Annotated in this window: 13 protein-coding genes and 1 tRNA gene; 7 read left to right on the plus strand and 7 right to left on the minus strand. The window is 66.6% G+C overall.

Going from position 1 to position 17972, the window contains the following annotated elements; translation table 11 throughout:
* Position 1 precedes the first annotated feature (1 nt).
* The 3 genes from treF to VGU00_RS05040 are packed head-to-tail and all read left to right on the plus strand — an operon-like array spanning position 2 to position 4614.
* Positions 2 to 1507 carry an alpha,alpha-trehalase TreF gene (gene treF / locus VGU00_RS05030; RefSeq protein WP_327466139.1) on the plus strand — a complete coding sequence of 502 codons (1506 nt, stop codon included), beginning with the start codon at positions 2 to 4 and terminating at the stop codon, positions 1505 to 1507.
* A complete protein-coding gene (locus VGU00_RS05035; protein ID WP_327466141.1) occupies positions 1504 to 2982 on the plus strand; it encodes an AMP-binding protein in 1479 nt (492 codons plus the stop codon). The genes treF and VGU00_RS05035 overlap by 4 nt, the downstream gene beginning before the upstream one ends.
* A gap of 48 nt (positions 2983 to 3030) precedes the next feature.
* The gene (locus tag VGU00_RS05040; protein WP_327466143.1) at positions 3031 to 4614 is read left to right on the plus strand and encodes a long-chain fatty acid--CoA ligase; all 1584 of its coding nucleotides are present in this window, start codon (positions 3031 to 3033) and stop codon (positions 4612 to 4614) included.
* A 16-nt stretch (positions 4615 to 4630) separates the two neighbouring features.
* Here VGU00_RS05040 and VGU00_RS05045 read toward each other — a convergent pair whose 3' ends face one another.
* The 5 genes from VGU00_RS05045 to VGU00_RS05065 all read right to left on the minus strand — a co-directional run bounded on the left by VGU00_RS05045 (position 4631) and on the right by VGU00_RS05065 (position 7946).
* Positions 4631 to 4885, minus strand: coding sequence for a hypothetical protein (locus tag VGU00_RS05045; protein WP_327466145.1), 255 nt, complete (start codon positions 4883 to 4885; stop codon positions 4631 to 4633).
* Between the two features lie 90 nt (positions 4886 to 4975).
* Positions 4976 to 5977 (minus strand): alpha/beta hydrolase, encoded by a 1002-nt coding sequence (locus VGU00_RS05050; protein ID WP_327466147.1) that lies wholly within the window; start codon positions 5975 to 5977, stop codon positions 4976 to 4978.
* On the minus strand, positions 5974 to 7212 hold the full coding sequence (locus VGU00_RS05055) for an MFS transporter (RefSeq protein WP_327466149.1): 1239 nt from the start codon (positions 7210 to 7212) through the stop codon (positions 5974 to 5976). Before VGU00_RS05055 ends, VGU00_RS05050 begins: the two co-directional genes overlap by 4 nt.
* A 140-nt stretch (positions 7213 to 7352) precedes the next feature.
* Positions 7353 to 7426, minus strand: a tRNA-Gly gene (locus VGU00_RS05060).
* A 49-nt stretch (positions 7427 to 7475) separates the two neighbouring features.
* Positions 7476 to 7946, minus strand: a complete 471-nt coding sequence (locus tag VGU00_RS05065; protein ID WP_327466151.1) for an Lrp/AsnC family transcriptional regulator — start codon at positions 7944 to 7946, stop codon at positions 7476 to 7478.
* A 97-nt stretch (positions 7947 to 8043) separates the two neighbouring features.
* Between VGU00_RS05065 and putA the strand changes: the two genes are divergently transcribed.
* Positions 8044 to 11139, plus strand: coding sequence for a bifunctional proline dehydrogenase/L-glutamate gamma-semialdehyde dehydrogenase PutA (gene putA / locus VGU00_RS05070; protein WP_327466153.1), 3096 nt, complete (start codon positions 8044 to 8046; stop codon positions 11137 to 11139).
* Between the two features lie 211 nt (positions 11140 to 11350).
* Here the strand turns inward: putA and VGU00_RS05075 are convergent, their stop codons facing one another.
* Positions 11351 to 12031, minus strand: a complete 681-nt coding sequence (locus VGU00_RS05075; RefSeq protein WP_327466155.1) for a hypothetical protein — start codon at positions 12029 to 12031, stop codon at positions 11351 to 11353.
* A gap of 28 nt (positions 12032 to 12059) precedes the next feature.
* Entirely contained in the window at positions 12060 to 12998 is a 939-nt protein-coding gene (locus tag VGU00_RS05080) for a tetratricopeptide repeat protein (RefSeq protein ID WP_327466157.1), read from the minus strand.
* Between the two features lie 157 nt (positions 12999 to 13155).
* On the opposite strand from VGU00_RS05080, the gene gdhA reads away from it, so the two are divergent.
* From gdhA to VGU00_RS05095, 3 genes are read left to right on the plus strand one after another with little or no spacing between them, the layout of a single operon-like run.
* Positions 13156 to 14511, plus strand: coding sequence for an NADP-specific glutamate dehydrogenase (gene gdhA, locus VGU00_RS05085; protein WP_327466159.1), 1356 nt, complete (start codon positions 13156 to 13158; stop codon positions 14509 to 14511).
* A 49-nt stretch (positions 14512 to 14560) separates the two neighbouring features.
* Positions 14561 to 15994: a multiheme c-type cytochrome gene (locus VGU00_RS05090; protein WP_327466161.1), complete on the plus strand. Its 1434-nt coding sequence runs from the start codon at positions 14561 to 14563 to the stop codon at positions 15992 to 15994.
* Positions 15995 to 15998: 4 nt separating this feature from the next.
* Positions 15999 to 17972 carry a heme-binding protein gene (locus VGU00_RS05095; protein WP_327466163.1) on the plus strand — a complete coding sequence of 658 codons (1974 nt, stop codon included), beginning with the start codon at positions 15999 to 16001 and terminating at the stop codon, positions 17970 to 17972.

The raw sequence follows: 17972 nt of genomic DNA on the forward strand, positions 1-17972 counted from the left end.
CATGGCCGGATCCGCGATGCGCGCCGCCCCCAGCCCCGCCGATCTTTACGGCCCACTGCTCGCGAGGGTGCAGGAGCAGGCGATCCTTGCCGACGGCAAGACCTTCGTCGATGCGCTGCCGCTGCGGCCCGTCGCGGAGATCATGCGCGACTTCGCGCGGCTTCCGGCGGACGACGAGGCGCTGCGATCGTTCGTCGCCGCCAATTTCGACCTGCCCAAGGCGGGCGAGGATGCCAAACCCGCGGTGCTGCCGCTGCGTGCGCACATCCGCGCCCTGTGGAAGGATCTGGCCCGCGCGCCGCATCGCGCGGCAAAAGGATCGGCACTCGCGGTCCGCCACCATCATGTCGTCCCCGGCGGCCGGTTTCGCGAAATCTATTACTGGGACAGCTTCTTCACGATGCTGGGCCTTGTCCGCGACGGCGAGAGCGAACTGGCGACCGGTATCGTCGACGCGATGACCGACCTGATCGAAGCGCACGGCCATATCCCCAACGGCACGCGCACCTATTATCTCGGGCGGTCGCAGCCGCCGCTCTATCATATGATGGTCGCGCTGCTTGGCGAAGACCGGCCGGACATTGCCGCACGCCGCCTGTCGGCGATGAAACGCGAACATGCCTGGTGGATGGCGGGCGCCGATGCGCTCGAGCCCGGCCATTGTTCGGCGCGCGCGGTGCGGCTTGCCGACGGCAGTTTGCTCAACCGCTATTGGGACCCGCGCAACACGCCGCGCGACGAAAGCTGGCGCGAGGATGTTGCGACCGCGGCAGCGAGCGGCCGGGCGCCGGGCGATGTCTATCGCGACCTGCGCGCCGGGGCGGAGAGCGGCTGGGATTTCTCGTCGCGCTGGCTGGGCGGCGCGGGCCTCGCATCGATCCGCACGACTGCAATTGTGCCCGTCGACCTCAACGCCTTCCTTTTCGGTCTCGAATCGGCGATCGCGGCCAGCGACAGCGCCGATGCCGCATCCTATGCGGCGCGCGCCGCGCAGCGCCGCGAGGCCATGCAACGGCTTCTATGGTCCCCGCAGGGCGGGCATTTCTGCGACTATGATATCGAACGCGGCGCGACCCGCCCGGCGCTTACCGCGGCAGCACTCGCGCCCCTGCTCGTCGGCGCAGCGACGCAGGCGCAGGCCGACAGCACGGCCGATGTCACCCAACGCGCGCTGCTGGCGCCCGGCGGGCTGCGTACGACGCTCGTCGCGACGGGCGAGCAATGGGATCGCCCGAACGGCTGGGCGCCGCTGCAATGGATCGCGGCCGCCGGGCTCGAACGCTATGGCCATGCGGCGCTGGCGCGCGACATCGCGCGGCGCTGGATCGACACGGTCGGCGCGATGTTCGACCGCACCGGCCTGTTGTTCGAGAAATATGACGTCGAGACCGCGACGGTCGGCGGCGGCGGCGAATATGAGCTGCAGACCGGTTTCGGCTGGACAAATGGCGTGACCGTCGATTTCATCGACCTTTATGACCTGTTGCCCTTGGCGGAGCCTGTATGACGGATGACAGTTTCGGCGCGATTCTGGCGGCGCGCGGTTCGGGGCCGATGGCCGGCGAGATCGCGATCGCCTACCCCGGCGAACGGTTGAGCTGGGCGGAACTCGACGCGCGGAGCGCCGCGCGGGCCGGCCGCCTTGCGTCGCTGGGCGTCGTCGCCGACGATCTTGTCGCGATCGCGCTGGCGAACGGGATCGAGCATCATGTCAGCAGCTTTGCCGCCTGGCGGGCGGGCGCGACCCCCTGCATCCTGCCGACGAAGCTTCCCGGTCACGAACTCGCGCAGATCGTCGAACTTGCCGAGCCGCGCGTCCTGATCCGCGACGGCGAGGTGCCGGACGGCGTGACCCGCCTTGCCCCGGGCGACGATGGCGACGGAAGCACCGCGATTGCTCCGGGGCTCGCCGCCGCGCATTGGAAGGCCGTCACCAGCGGCGGTTCGACCGGACGTCCCAAGCTGATCGTCGATCATGTCCCGGCGCGCTTCGACGCGCGGTTGCAGGGGCTGGTCGACCTGGTCCGCATGCCGCGGGACGGCGTGATCCTCAATCCGGGGCCGCTCTATCACAACGCCCCCTTCCTCTTCACCGGCCTTGCGCTGCTCGCCGGGTCGCGCGTGGTCGGCATGCACCGCTTCGACGCCGAAGAGGCGCTGCGCCTGATCGAACGCGAACGCGTGCAATGGGTCTGCATGGTGCCGACGATGATGCAGCGCATCTGGAACCTGCCCGAAGCGGTGCGGGACCGCTACGACCTCTCGTCGCTGCAATGCGTCGTCCATATGGCGGCCGCCTGTCCGCCCTGGCTCAAACGGGCGTGGATCGACTGGCTAGGCCCCGAGCGCATCTTCGAAGTCTATGCCGGGACCGAAGGCGCGGCGCTGTTCATCACCGGCGAGGAATGGCTGCAAAAGCCCGGCTCGGTCGGCAAGGCGCCGCCCGAACTCGTCTCGATCGTCGGCGAGGATGGCGCGCCCTGCGCCCCCGGCGAGGTCGGGGAGATTTTCTTCGGCGGCGATGCGGGGACGCGCTTCCATTATATCGGCGCCGACGCGAAGCTCGACGGTGCGGGGCGGCTGTCGCTCGGCGATCTCGGCTATATCGACGCTGACGGCTATCTCTTCCTGTCCGACCGCCGCACCGACATGATCATCCGCGGCGGCGCGAACATCTATGCGGCCGAGGTCGAGGCGGCGCTGAGCGAGCATCCCGCGATCGCCGACGCGGTGGTCGTCGGCCTGCCGTGCGACGATCTGGGGCAGCGCGTCCATGCGATCGTCCAGGGCGAGGAGGGCCTGCCGCTCGACGCGGTCGATGCGTTCGTCCAGACCCGGCTCGCGCGATATAAATGCCCCGAAAGCTACGAGATCGTCGGCGAGGCGCTGCGCAGCGACGCCGGCAAGGTGCGCCGCTCGTCGCTGCGCGACGAACGGCTGCAATGGCTGCAGGAAGGCAAGCCCTTCCGGCAATCGCGCTGACGGATATAGGGTCAGGATTCTGGTGACACACACGATAAGGGGGAGACGATGTTGCTCGGCTTGATGCAGGACGCACCCCTGCAGATCAGTTCCATCCTGACCCATGCCGCCCGCGCGCATGGCGAGCGCGAGATCGTCTCGAAGCTCGTCGGCGAACCGCTGTGGCGCTATGACTGGGCGGGCTGCGAACGGCGGTCGCGGCAGGCGGCGCAGGTGCTCGGCCGGCTGGGTATCGGCGGCGGCGACCGCGTCTCGTCGCTCGCGTGGAACACCCACCGCCACCTCGAACTTTTCTACGCCGTCCCCGGTATCGGCGCGGTGCTGCACACCGCGAACCCGCGGCTCAGCGACGAACAGATCGCCTTCACGATCAATCATGCGGGCAGCCGTGCCCTCTTTTTCGAAGCCAATCTGGCCGAGCTTGTCGAACGGCTGAAACCGCTGCTGCCCGCGATCGAGCATTTCATCCTGCTCGCCGGACCTTATGAGGAACGGATCGCCGCCGAGGACGGCGCGTTCGACTGGCCGCGCTTCGACGAAAATACCGCCGCCTTCCTCTGTTACACGTCGGGAACGACGGGCGACCCCAAGGGCGTGCTTTACAGCCATCGTTCGATCGTTCTGCACGGCATGGCCGCCGGCCTCAGCAGCGCGTTCGGGTTCAGCGCCTTCGACAGCATCATGCCCTGTTCGTCGATGTATCATGCGACCGCGTGGGGCTTGCCCTTCACCGCCGCGATCAACGGCTGCAAGCTGGTCCTGCCGTGCGACAAGATGGACGGCGCGAGCCTTGCCGAGCTGATCACGAGCGAAGGCGTCACCTTTTCGGGCGGCGTGCCGACGATCTGGACCATGTATCTCGCGCATCTCGAAAACAGCGGCGGGGGCGTCGGCGACCTCAAACGCCTCGTCATCGGCGGATCGGCAGTGCCGCGCGCGATGGCCGAGACGTTTCGCGAGACCTATGGCGTCACCGTGCTCCAGATCTGGGGCATGACCGAAACCAACCCGCTCGGCGTCATATCGACCCCCACGCCCTTGCTGATGGCCGAGGGCGAGGATTTTGCGACCGAGACCATCCTGACGCGGCAGGGCCGGATGCAGTTCGGGATCGAGCTGCGCATCGTCGATGACGAAGGCGCCCCCTTGCCGTGGGACGGCGAACAGGCAGGCAAGCTGCAGGTGCGCGGGCCGTGGGTGGTCGCGCGCTATTACCCCGACCTTCCCGCCGCGGACAGCGACGGCTGGTTCGACACCGGCGATATCGGCACGATCGACCGCTTCGGTTTCCTGCGGCTGACCGACCGCGCGAAGGATGTGATCAAGTCGGGCGGCGAATGGATCAGCTCGATCGACCTCGAAAATGCCGCGGTCGGTTGCCCCGGCGTCCGCATCGCCGCGGTGATCGGCGTCCACCATCCCAAATGGGAGGAGCGGCCGCTGCTGATCATCGAGGCGCATGCGGGCGAGGCCGTCGCCGCCGACGCCATCCGCGCGCATCTCGAAACGCGCGTCGTGCGCTGGTGGATGCCCGACGATATATTGTTCGACACCGTCCCGCTCACCGCGACGGGCAAGATCGACAAGAAAGCGCTGCGCGACCGCTATCGCGACCATCTCGCGAACGGCTGATAGCGAGCGTTAACTGTCATTGGTCTGCAGGCGACCAAGGAACCCAGCCGACTGCTGATGCTTCTGCGTGAACGTCACCGCTGAAAATGTCGACTGATGCGCGCGCTTTCACGGACGGCACTTCGGAACCGCTCTCGTGAATCGCATACTCGAATATACCCTTTCCCTCGGTCTCAATAGCTTTCGGGTGCATCATAACGAATAGACCGACTTTGGGCACGCCAGCGCTTTCCAACGCCAAATCCATCGCGGGTTCTGCGATAGCCTTCATTCTCAAAATGTGGAGTCGCTTGGGCTGCATGCTCAAGGATAACCAAGGAGACAGCAGGTTTCCACCCCTAAGCAGCCGTAACGCCGCGCCTTACTTTCCGGTCAGCTTTTCCTTCAGAAAGCGCGCGACCAGCTCGTTCGCCTGATCGCTCTCGGGCGCGGCCATATAGGCCCAGAAGGCGTGCGGCAGCCCGTCGAACACGACGAGCCGCGCGTCGACGCCCTTTTCGGTCAGCGCGCGCGAAAAGATCGCGGTCGGGCTGAGCAGGAAATCGCGCGTGCTCGTCAGCAGCAAGGTCGGCGGAAAGCGCGACACGTCGCCGCGGATCGGCGAAAGGGTGGGATCGGTCATCGCCGTCTTGCCGGCATAGGCGGTAACCCAGTCGAACCCCGGTCCCGGCATCCAGCTTTCCGAATCGCCGCGCACAGCAAGGTCGGCGCTGCCCGAAAGGAAGCCGAGCGCGGCGGGCATCGGGCGGCCCATGCTCGCCAGCTTGGCGACGAGCTGCGCCGACAGGCACGCACCCGCCGAGGTGCCGAACACCGCGATCCGGCTTGCCGTCCGGTCCTTTTCGAGCGCCCGATAGACGGCAAGTGCGTCGTCGAGCGCGGCGGGATAGGGATTTTCGGGCGACAGGCGATAGAGCACCGCGACGACGGGGATGCCCGAACGCGCCGCGACGGGGATCGTCTCGGTCAGCGATCCCGAATCGATCGCGAAGCCGCCGCCATGAAGATTGAGCAGCACCGGCCCCTTGCCGAGTTCGGTCACGCCCTTCGGATAGACGATGCGCACCGGCACGCCGGCGATCGACGTTTCTTCGACGCGCACCGCGTAGCGCTTCTGGAGCGCTGCCCCCATATTCGCCTGCATCGCACCGATGAAGCTGCGGATGTCGGCGATCGGCGGCAGGGGATCGGGCATTGCCTGCGCGGCTGCCGCCGCCGCGGCCGCCTTGCCTTCGGCGCTCAGCGTATCGGGGAGCGGCCAGTTCTGCAGGCCGAGCGTCGGCGATCCGCTCTGCGCGGTGGCGAGAGTCGGGGCCGCGGCCGACAGCAGCGCGGCGAGAAAGATCATCCTGTAACGCGTCATGATTCGGCTCCCGATGCGGACAGGCCGTCCGTGTTGATCCTTGATTTGTCCAGGCTGTTACGCGGCCAGGCGCAGAGCGCGCCGAGCAGCGCCAGCGCCGCCATCGCCAGATAGGCCGTCGCAAGGCCGTGCGACCAGAGCTGGCCCGACCCGGCCGTCGCGACCGCGAGGACAAGGCCCAGCAGCACCGCATTCATCCCCTGCGCCGTCGCGCTGAGATGCGTCGGCACGCGCTGCGCGATCACCAGCATGATGCCAAGGATCGTCCCCGTCGCCGTGATCCCGTTCAGTAACTGCCCCACAACCAGGACCGCCAACCCCGGACTCGTCGCCATGATCGTCCAGCGCAGCGCCGCCGCCACCGCCCCCGCGACGATCAGCAGGCGCGGGTCGCGCGCACCGAGCAGCTTTGCACCGAACCAGAAGGCCCCGATCTCGGCGGCGACCGCAAGCGCCTGCAACAGGCCGATCACCGTCGTTGAAATGCCCTGCGCTTCCCACTGGATCGCCCCGAAACTGGTCAGCACGCCGTGGCTGCCCATGACGAGCGAAGCCGCCATCATCGCGAGGATCAGACCCCGGTCGCCGATCAGGTCACGCCAGCGCCCGCCCTCCGTGTCGCCCGCGGCGGCGAGCTTGCGATCGGCGGGCAGGACAAGCACCATGATCGCGGGCGCGAGCAACAGCGTCGCGACCATCAGCGGCAGCATCTTGATCCCCGCGACGCCGATCGCCCAGCCCGCCGCGGCGTTCGAGACGACGACCGCGATCGATCCCCAGACGCGCAACCGCCCGAAATCGAGCGACCGGCTGCGCACCGCCATCACGGCATAGGCGTCGGTCAGAACCGGGATCTGGTCCCACATGATCGAAAAGAGGATGACGATCGCGATGCGCCCGGCATGATCGGGCTCGCCCAGCAAGAGCAGGACGATCGCCGCCGACGCCAGCGAGGTCCAGCCGATCGCATTGCGGACCCAGCCGCGCCGGCCGACGAACGCCGAAAAGGGCGCCACCGTCAGCAGCCGCAGGATCAGTGGGATCGCCAGCAGCACGCCGATTTCCTCGGCCGACGCCCCCGTCGACTTCAGCCACAGGGGCAGGAAGGCGAAGAAGCCATAGTGGACATAAAGCGCGAAATAGAGGCCCGATACGCCGACGCCGAGCCGGTCCGGACCGGCGCGCCCACCGTCCGCCTCCCCTGCCATAGGGCCGTTGCCCTGTATCGAATCCATTTGGCTCTCCCTTTATGGGGTGACGCATAACCGCTATTGTTATCGATGTCATTCACAATTTTGATGTAAATGGGCGCGGCCAAAAGGCAGCCGGGAATGCCCCGCGACGCGCGAAGGACAGGTTATCAAACTGGAGGAAGTGGAGCGGGTGAAGGGAATCGAACCCTCGTCGTAAGCTTGGGAAGCTTCTGCTCTACCATTGAGCTACACCCGCATCGGAAGCGCGATTGGCACAGGCGCGCGGCGCGGTCAATCTCCCGGCATCAGCGCGCCGTCTCGCAGATCGTTTCCATCGCGACGAAGGTCGAGGTGCTTGCGACGTGCGGCAGGCTCGAGATCTTCTCGCCGAGCACGATGCGATAGCGACGAATGTCGGGCGTGCGGACCTTGAGCAGATAGTCGAAGCTGCTCGCGATCATGTGGCATTCCTCGACCTCGGGAATCTGGCGAACCGCATGGTTGAACTGCTTGAGCGCGTCTTCGCGCGTGTCGGAGAGCTTCACTTCGGTGAAGGCGACATGATCGAGCCCGACCTTTGCCGGATCGACGATCGCACGGAAGCCGGTGATCAGCCCGCTGTCGACGAGGCGCTTCACGCGTTGCTGGCACGGCGTTTTGGAGAGGCCGACCTGTAACGCGAGTTCGGTAAAGGTGATCCGCCCGTCGCGCCCCAGAATCGCGAGGATCCTGCGATCGAAATCATCCAGTTCGACTGTCGATGAGCTATTTTTCATATAAATCGACTAAGATTATTCGAAAACTTGGTCAATACATATAGGATTTTTCACAAAACAAGTCGGATCGACCGAAGGCGATATGCTATCAGGCCCCATGACCCAAAGCCCCGACCGCGCGCCGATCCGCGCCCTCGCCCGCCGCAGCGAAGCCGACATCGTCGCCGGCCTGCGTAGCGCCCTTGCCACCTCTTCGGCGAGCGTCGAAGCCGTGACGCGGCGCGGGCTCGAACTGATCCGCAAGGCGAAGGCCGAGGGCGAGCGCGAGACGCTCGTCGCGCAGCTGATGAACCGCTATCGCCTGTCGACCGAAGAAGGCGTGGTGCTGATGTGCCTCGCCGAAGCCCTGCTGCGCGTCCCCGACAATGCGACCGCCAATGCGCTGATCCGCGACAAGATCGCCGGGCGTCACTGGAAGGATGGCGAGGACGAGGACAGCCCGCTGATCGTCGCGCTGTCGTCGCGCGGGCTGTCGCTCGGCTCGGCGACGCTGATGCTCGACGCGATGGGCAGCAAGGCGAACCCGCTCACCCTGATCAAATCGATGGTCCGCCGCTCGGGCGAGCCGGTGATTCGCCAGGCCGCACTCGCGGCGATGAAGATGCTCGGCCAGCAATTCGTGATGGGCGAGACAATCGATGCCGCGGTCAAGCGCGCCAACAAGGAGAAGTCCGAGCTCGCAAGCTTCGACATGCTCGGCGAGGCGGCGCGCACCGCCGAGGATGCGCAGCGCTATTACGAGAGCTATGCCGACGCGATCGCGCGGATCGGCAAGGATGCGAAGTCCGGCGACCCGCACGCCAATCACGGCATTTCGATCAAGCTGTCGGCGCTCCACCCGCGCTACGAATATCTGCAGGCGGCGCGCGTGCGTGACGAGTTGGTCCCGCATGTCGTCGAACTCGCCAGGGCGGCGCGCGCGGTGAATATCCCGCTGATGATCGACGCCGAGGAAAGCGACCGGCTGGAACCGCATATGGACGTCTTCGCGGCGCTGATCGACGCCGGGATCGCCGACGGCTGGACCGGGCTCGGCATCGTGATCCAGGCGTATCAGAAGCGCGCGCCGGCGGTGATCGACTGGCTCGCGAACCGCGCGCGGACGCGCGGGGTCAAGCTGTCGATGCGGCTCGTCAAGGGCGCCTATTGGGATACCGAGATAAAGCGCGCGCAGACGATGGGCTTAAGCGACTTCCCGGTGTTCACCGCGAAGCTGCACACCGACCTCAACTATATGCGCTGCGCGCAATTGCTCCGCGATTGCCAGGATTGCATCTATCCAGCGTTCGCCAGCCACAATGCGATGACGCTCGCCTTCGTGTCCGAGCTGTTCGCGGGCGCCGATTACGAACTGCAGCGGCTGCACGGCATGGGCGAGGGCGCGCACGACGCACTGGTCGCACTCTTCCCGCCGCCGCGCCCGGTGCGCGTTTATGCGCCCGTCGGCACGCACCGCGACCTGCTCGCCTACCTCGTCCGCCGCCTGCTCGAAAATGGCGCGAACTCCAGCTTCGTGCACCAATTCTCCGATCCCGGCGTCACCGCCGAACAGCTCGCGGTCGACCCGCGCAGCGTCGCGAGCGCGGCATCGTCGACCATTGCAACGGGCCTTGGCCTGTTCGATCCGGTGCGGCGCAATTCGCGCGGTTACGACCTCGGCGACCCCGGCGTGCCCGAAGCGCTGGTTTCTGCAATCGGCGCCGCGCGGCGCGGCGATCTCGTTGCAGCACCGATCGTCGGCGGCGTGGCACGAACGGGCAAGGCCGAACCCGTGCGCAATCCGGCTACGGGCGCAGTCGTCGGGCAGGTGATCGAAGCCGATGCAGCGACCGTCGCCGATGCCGTTGCCGCCGCGGGCAAGGCACAGGACGACTGGAGCCTCGCGGGCGGGGCCTTTCGCGCCGAACGGCTCGAACGCGCTGCCGACCTGCTCGAAGAACGCGACGCGCTGTTCCTTGGCCTCGCGATCGACGAAGCCGGCAAGACGCTGGTCGATGCGGTCGCCGAAGTGCGCGAGGCGGTCGATTTCCTCCGCTATTATGCGGCGCAGGCGCGTGCCGATTTCACCTACCCCGTCGCGCTTCCCGGCCCGACCGGCGAACGCAACGAACTGATGCTCGAGGGCAAGGGCGTGTTCGTGTGCATCAGCCCGTGGAACTTCCCGCTCGCGATCTTCCTCGGACAGGTGTCGGCGGCGCTCGCCGCGGGCAACGGTGTGCTCGCGAAACCCGCCGAGCAGACCCCGCTCATTGCCCACGCCGCGGTCGAGCTGCTGCTCGAAGCCGGCATCCCGGGCGACGTGCTGGCGTTTCTCCCCGGACGCGGCGAGACTGTCGGTGCAGCACTGACGAGCCATGAAGACATCATCGGCGTCGCCTTCACCGGATCGACCGAGGTCGCGCGGATGATCAACCGCAGCCTTGCCGGGCGCGATGGCCCGATCGCGACGCTGATCGCCGAAACCGGCGGCGCGAATGCGATGATCGTCGATTCGACCGCGCTGCCCGAACAGGTCGCGCGCGACGCGGTCGCTTCGGCCTTCCAGTCGGCGGGGCAGCGCTGTTCGGCGCTGCGCCTGCTCTGCGTCCAGGAAGATGTCGCCGACACGATGATCGAGATGGTCGCGGGCGCGATGGCCGAACTCAATGTCGGCGATCCGTCGATCCTCGCCACCGACGTCGGTCCGATCATCGACGACGAGGCGCAGGCGAACATCGCCGCCTATGTCGCCGAAGCGCGCGCCGCGGGTCGCGTCATCGCCGAAGCGGGCCGCACGACCCTGCCCGCCGATGGCCATTTCGTCCCGCCGGCCCTGATTCGGCTCGATCATGTCACCGATTTGAAGCGCGAGATCTTCGGGCCGGTGCTCCACGTCGCGACGTGGAAGGGCGGCGAACTCGACCGGCTTATCGATGCGATCAATTCCTCGGGCTACGGCCTGACACTGGGCGTCCATACGCGTATCGACGGCGTGGCCGCCCATATCGCGGCGCGCGCGCAGGTCGGGAACGTCTATGTCAACCGCAACCAGATCGGCGCGATCGTCGGATCGCAACCCTTTGGCGGACGGGGCTTGTCGGGCACCGGTCCGAAAGCGGGCGGCCCGCATTATCTGCATCGTTTTGCCGAAGAAAAGTCGATCAGCACCGACATCACCGCGGCCGGCGGCAATGCCGCATTGATGGCGGGCTAGCGCAGTCGCCACGAAGAAGAAGGGGCGCGGGTCGGTGGCCCGCGCCGGCCAATCCGGTCGACCACGAGGCCCGATACAGAGTGGACGGCTGTCCCGGGCAATACGTCCGAAAGCGACTCGCGGCGTTTTGCCGCGGCGACCTTATGTTCTGGTACCCCCCGCAGCGGCGTCAGCATATCCTTTGCCCGGCGATGTGCCAAGGATTTCCGTGCTAGTTGGCCCGGCCATCGGTCGCTTTGAGCCGCTCGGCGATCCACCGCGTCCGTTGCAACAGGACCGCGCCGCTGTTCGGCTTTGCCGGGTCGTCATAGGCATAGATGAACAGGATCCGGCCCGCGACGATCGTCCCGCACCCGCCAGCCGCGATCGGATAGGATGAGACGGCGCTGCGAACCTCGAATGCGCCGCCCATATAGATGCAGACCGTATCGGCGCCTCGCGGCCTGATTTCGCCGCTCAGGTCGACCTTCGTGCCGAGCGCGGTCGACAGATTGTCGCCGGCCTTGCCGATCTCGGGCCGGGTCGCCTCGCCGGTCTGATAGGCGGGCAGCTTGAGCTCTTCGGTCATCATCGCGATGAACTCCGCACGCTTCATCGCGGGCGGCTGGGCATGGGGCGATTTGATCAGATAATAATCATATTTGGTGCCACCGGGCTTGTTCTGCTGGTCGCAGCGGATCAGCATCGCGAGCGTCTGGTTATCGGGGTCACCCTTGGCGAGCAGGTCGGCGCCCGCCTTGTCGGCGCCGGTCGGCAGGCAATAGCCGTCGGGGATCGCACCCGTGACCGGCACATCGCCAACACGGATCGACAGCGGATCGGCGGCCTGAGCGCCCCCCGGCAACGCCGCCAAGCCTGCCGCGAACATCGCCGCCGCTGTGGCACGCATCATTTTCATATCATTTCCCCCCTTTTGTACATCATGCCCCCGGCACGCCCAATAATTGCCCCTGCGCTTTCAGTCGCGCCGCCGCGTTGGGATTCGCCGCCACCCCGTCCTTCAGCGCCTGCGCGGCTTTCGCCGTTTCACCGAGCGTCATCCGGCTGCGCATCAGCATGATCCAGCGGTCGACGTCGGCGGGATTGGCCTTGAGCTTGGCTTCGAGCGCGCTCACCATGCCCTCGATCATCTGGTCCTGCTGCCCCTTGGGCAGTTGCGACGCCGCCTCCATGTCGGCGCGGCTCGGGCCCGGGATCGCGCGCGCCGCCACCGGCATTTCATCGGGCGTCAGCGGGCGCGCCTGCGTCGCGGCGAGCCGCGCGGCCACGTCGATCTTGTGGATCTGCCCAACCTGTTCGATCGTGCGGCGAAGGTCGGCCTCCCACGGCGCGCCCTGCGGCGTGTCGGCAAGCAGCGCGAACCAGTCCTCGATCGCGCCCTTGTGGTCGCCGCCGATATCCTTTTTCACCGCCAGAAAGTAGCGTGCGCGCGGATCTTTCGCGTCGAGCGCGATCGCCTTGTCGAATGCCTGCAAGGCCTGCGCCGGCATCGGGTCGCTGCCGCCGCCCATCACCCGCGCCTCGCCGAGCGCCGACCAGAGGCCCGCCGAATCGGGCGAAAGCGCGACAGCTTTTTCATAAGCGGCGGCGGCACCCGCAAAATCGGAAAGGTCGAATCGCGCCGCGCCGAGCGCGGTCCAGGCCTCGGCGCTGTTCGGTTCGCGCCGCGTCCGCGCCTCCAGCTCGGCGAGCTGGTCGGCTGGACCGGCAGCGCCCTGAGGCATCGGATCGACGGCCGAAGACGAGGAATCGCGCCAGATCGCATAGCCGATGGCACCAGCCAGCAGGACGAAGGCCGCGATCAGGATCGCCACGTTGGCGCGCGTCATGCCGCTCGTCATCTTGTTGCTCTCGCTCATTTTTGCCCCTCTTGTGCGCTGCACGAAAAAATGCCGTCTGTGCGCGCTGTCATATTGCCTTTGCTTCGCGATGGTGTAGCCTTTGGCATACAAGGTCGGTCAACGATAAAATCGTCAGGGGTCGCACCGGCTTTCCCAGTCATCAGGGGAGGGGTGCATGGCAGTATCGGATCACGTCGACTTTTCGACGTTCATGGAAGGCGTAAAAAAGCGCAACCCGGGTCAGCCCGAGTTCGTGCAGGCGGTGCAGGAGGTGTCCGAAGACATCTTCGATTTCATCGCCGACAAGGAAGAATATCATGCGCAGCAGATTCTGCGGCGCATCGCCGAACCCGACCGGGTCGTATCTTTCCGCGTCTGCTGGGAAGACGACAACGGCAATATCCGCGTCCAGCGTGGCTGGCGTGTCCAGAACAACAATGCCATCGGCCCGTACAAGGGCGGCATCCGTTTCCACCCGAGCGTCACCGAAAGCGTGCTCAAGTTCCTGGCGTTCGAACAGACGTTCAAGAATGCGCTGACCGGGCTGCCGATGGGCGGCGGCAAGGGCGGGTCGAATTTCAATCCCAAGGGCAAGAGCGTGCGCGAGATCATGCGCTTCTGCCAGAGCTTCATGACCGAACTCTATCGCCACATCGGCGCCGACATCGACGTGCCGGCGGGCGACATCGGCGTCGGCGGGCGCGAGATCGGCTTCATGTTCGGCCAGTATAAGCGGATCACCAACGAATTTACCGGGGTGCTCACCGGCAAGGGCCTTGAATGGGGCGGCTCGTTGATCCGCACCGAAGCCACGGGTTATGGCGCGGTCTATTTCCTCGCAAATATGCTCGCCGCCAAGGGGCAGGACCTTGTCGGCAAGACTGCCGTCATTTCGGGTTCGGGCAATGTCGCGACCCACGCGGCCGAGAAGATCGTCCAGCTGGGCGGCAAGGTGTTGACGCTGTCCGATTCGGGCGGCTTCATCCATGACCCCGACGGCATCACGCAGGAAAAGATCGACTGGGTGAAAGCGCACAAGACGCATCGCCGCGGCCGGATCGAGGAATATTGCGAGGAGTTCAAATCGGCGAGCTTCACTGCGGGCAAGACGCCGTGGGGCGTCAAATGCGACGTCGCACTGCCTTGTGCAACGCAGAATGAATTGCTCGGCGACGATGCCAAGGCGCTGGTTGCAAATGGCTGCATCGCGGTCAGCGAGGGCGCGAACATGCCGACCAACCTCGAGGGCGTGCATGTCTTCAAGGATGCGAAGATCATGTTCGCCCCCGGCAAGGCCGCCAATGCCGGCGGCGTTGCCGTTTCGGGCCTCGAAATGAGCCAGAATAGCGGTCGTCGCAGCTGGAACGAAGCCGAGTTGCAGCAGATGCTCAAGGACATCATGGACGGCATCCACAAAAGCTGCCTGACCTATGGCGACCGGGGCGACGGCTATATCGATTATGTGCGGGGCGCAAACATCGCCGGTTTCAAAAAGGTTGCCGACGCGATGTTGGCATTCGGGGTAGTGTAAATCGGCCCAAGGCGTAAAAGCGCCGGGTTGGGGTAAAGGGGTTCTGCGGATGACGATGCACGCTGGAAAGGAGCGCGCCGGTCGGCCTTGGACGGCATTCGCCGTCCTGGGCGCGATGCTGCTGGTGCTCGCCATTGCGGCGTTCGTCTTCGCTCCCCCTGCCCGCTCGCAAGGCGAAGGCGGCGCACGCTATACCGGCGTTGCCTCATGCGCGGGCTCGACCTGCCATGGGCGGATGGAGGGCGACGGGGTCGTCGTCCGCCAGGACGAGCTGATGAAATGGCAGGAACCCTCGACCCCCGGCGGCGCGCACAGCCGCGCCTGGGCGGTGCTCAATAATAACCGCAGCCAGTTTATCGCGCGAAATCTGGGGATCGGCGATCCGTCGAAGGCGCAGATGTGCCTCGGCTGCCACAGTACGGCGGGGACGGCACGCGCAGTGCCTGCCGAAGATGGCGTCGGATGCGAATCCTGCCATGGCCCCGCCGGCGGCTGGCTCGCGAGCCATTATGCCGGTGTAGGGACGAACGCCGACCCCGACCGCGAAATGCACGACAAGCACCTCGCCAACCTGTCGGCGGGGCTGAAGAAGCTTGAGGACCCGGTCGTCCGCGCCGGGGTGTGCGTCGACTGCCACTTCGGTTCGGCCGCCGACGGCCAGTTCGTCACCCACCGCATCATGGCGGCGGGCCATCCGCGCATTTCGTTCGAGCTCGACCTTTTTTCTTCGCTGCAGGCGCATCATCAGGAAGATGCCGATTACGGCTTCCGCAAGTTCGGCGCCGCGAACCGCCGCACCGACCACGTCCAGATGTGGGCGGTCGGACAGGCGACCGCGATCGAGCGCAGCCTCGCGCTGTTCCAGACGCGCCGCGGGACCGAAGGGATGTTCCCCGAATTCTACTTCCTCGATTGCCACAGCTGCCATCGCCGGATCTTCGATCAGGCGAAGCCCGTGCGCACCGGGCTCGACAATCCGGGCCGCAACCTGCCCGAGGGCATGCCGGCCTATAATGACGAAAATCTGATCATGCTCGCCGCCGCCGCGCGGCTTGCCGCCCCCGCGCTCGCCGACCAGCTCGCCGCGCGCACGGCCGCCTTCCACAAGGCGATAGCAACCGACCGCCAGAGCGCGGTCGCCGCCGCGGCGCAGCTGTCGCAGACCGTCGCGGCGCTCAAGAGCGCGTTCGCGTCGCGCAGCTTCTCGGGCGCCGACGCCTTTGCGATGGTCGACGCGATTTCGGCCAAGGCGATCAGCGATCGCTACACCGATTATTCGGGATCGCAGCAGGCGGTGATGGGCGTCGACACCTTGCTCAACGCGATGGTGTCGTCGGGCCGCATCACCGTCGGCGCAGCCGCGGGTATCCGCGGCGACATCGACCGCGCTTATGCGTCGGTGAAGGACCCCAACGCGTACAAGCCTTCGGAATTCCAGGCCTCGTTCGGCAGCGCGGTGCGCGCGATCGGGGCGCTGCGGTAAGATCATGCAAAACAAGACCCATCTTTTCCGCTCGGCCGCCTTTGCTGCGATGGGGGCGCTGCTGCTCACCTCCTGCGGCGGTGGCGGTGGCGGTGGCGGCAGCACTCCGACGCCGACGCCTACCCCGACGCCGACCCCCACGCCGACGACAGTCTATACGCCCCCCGCCGCCGAAGCGCTGACCACGGCCGACGTCGAGCGCGTGCTGGCGCAGGCCGTATCCGAAGCGCAGGCGCGCAGCCTGCCGTCGGTGATCGCGGTGACCGACCGCGTCGGCAATGTGCTCGGCGTGTTCCGCATGAACGGCGCGCGCGCGACCGCCACGACATCATCCGCACCGAACGGCATGAATATCGACGCGCAAAATGTCACCTTCCCGGCCGAGGGCGGCGCGATCGCGAAAGCGGTGACCGGCGCTTACCTCTCGAGCGGCGGCAACGCCTTCTCGACCCGCACCGCAAGCCAGATAGTCCAGGAACATTTCCCGCCCGCGCCGACGACCGTCGGCCTCGAAAGCGGCCCCCTGTTCGGCGTGCAGTTCAGCCAGCTGCCGTGCAGCGACCTGTCGGCGCGCTTCGGCGCGCCCGGCACGGCGGCGCTGATCGGACCCAAGCGCTCGCCGCTCGGCCTCGCCGCCGACCCCGGCGGGCTGCCGCTCTACAAGAATGGCGTGCTTGTCGGTGGCATCGGCGTGATGGGCGACGGCGTCTATGGCAGCGATCCCAACATCCTCGACATCGACAATGACGCCGAAGAATTCATCGCGCTCGCGGGCACGCGCGGGTTCGAGGCGCCGAGCACGATCACCGCCGACAAGATCACCGTCGACGGAACGAGCCTGCGCTTTTCGGACGCGACCTTCGCCGGGGTGATGTCGAGCGGCAGCGCCAGCTTTGCGAGCCTCAACGGCACCGCCGGCAATCTCGTCGCGGTCATCGGCTACGCCAATGCCGCGGTGACGGCGGGAATCGCCTATGGCACCGAAGCATCGGGCATCCGCGCCTCGACCGCCGCCGAATTTTCCAACCGTGACGCCTTCGTGCTGACCGACGGCAGCGGGACGAACCGCTATCCGCTGCGTGCGGGCACCGACGGCGCAACGAACAGCGCGCCGCTGACACAGGCCGAAGCGCGTGCGGTGCTCGAGGAAGCTTTCACCGTGATGAGCCGGGCGCGCGCGCAAATCCGCCGTCCGCTCGACAGCCGCGCGCAAGTGACGATCAGCATCGTCGACACGCACGGGTCGGTGCTCGGCATCGTCCGCTCGCCCGACGCCCCGATCTTCGGCACCGACGTGTCCCTGCAAAAGGCACGCACCGCGGCCTTCTTCTCGGGCGCGCAGGCGGGCGCCGAACTCAGCGCCAATGCGAGCGCCGACGTTCGCCAATTCGTGCCCGCCGTGCGAACCTTCCTGAACGACCCCGCCGCCCTGACCGGCACGATCGCCTTTGCCGACCGGTCGGGCGGCAATCTGTCGCGCCCCTATTTCCCCGATGGCGAAGTCGGGCGCCCGCACGGTCCGCTGTCGCGCCCGATCCAGCAATTCAATCCCTTCTCGACCGGGCTGCAATCGGCGCTGATCATCGGCAATCTCGGCGCGCATCTGGGCTTCGTCTCGGGCGCGAGCCCGACCGATACGCCGGCGCGTTGCACGACCTTGCCCGACGTTGCGCCGGGGCAGAACCGGCTGCAGAACGGCATCCAGATCTTCCCCGGATCGGTCCCCATCTATCGCGGCAGCCAGCTTGTCGGCGCGATCGGCGTATCGGGCGACGGCATCGACCAGGACGATATGATCAGCTTTTTGGGCGCCCACAATGGCGGTGCGCGCATCGGCGGCATCGGCAATGCGCCCAAGGCTATTCGCGCCGACACCATCGTCGTGGGCGTCGGGGCCGGGGTTCGCCTGCGTTATATCAGCTGTCCCTTCGCTCCGTTCCTCGACACGGCGCAGCAAAATGTCTGCGACGGGCTGTAA

This window comes from Sphingopyxis sp., from assembly GCF_035944815.1.
Lineage (GTDB): Bacteria > Pseudomonadota > Alphaproteobacteria > Sphingomonadales > Sphingomonadaceae > Sphingopyxis.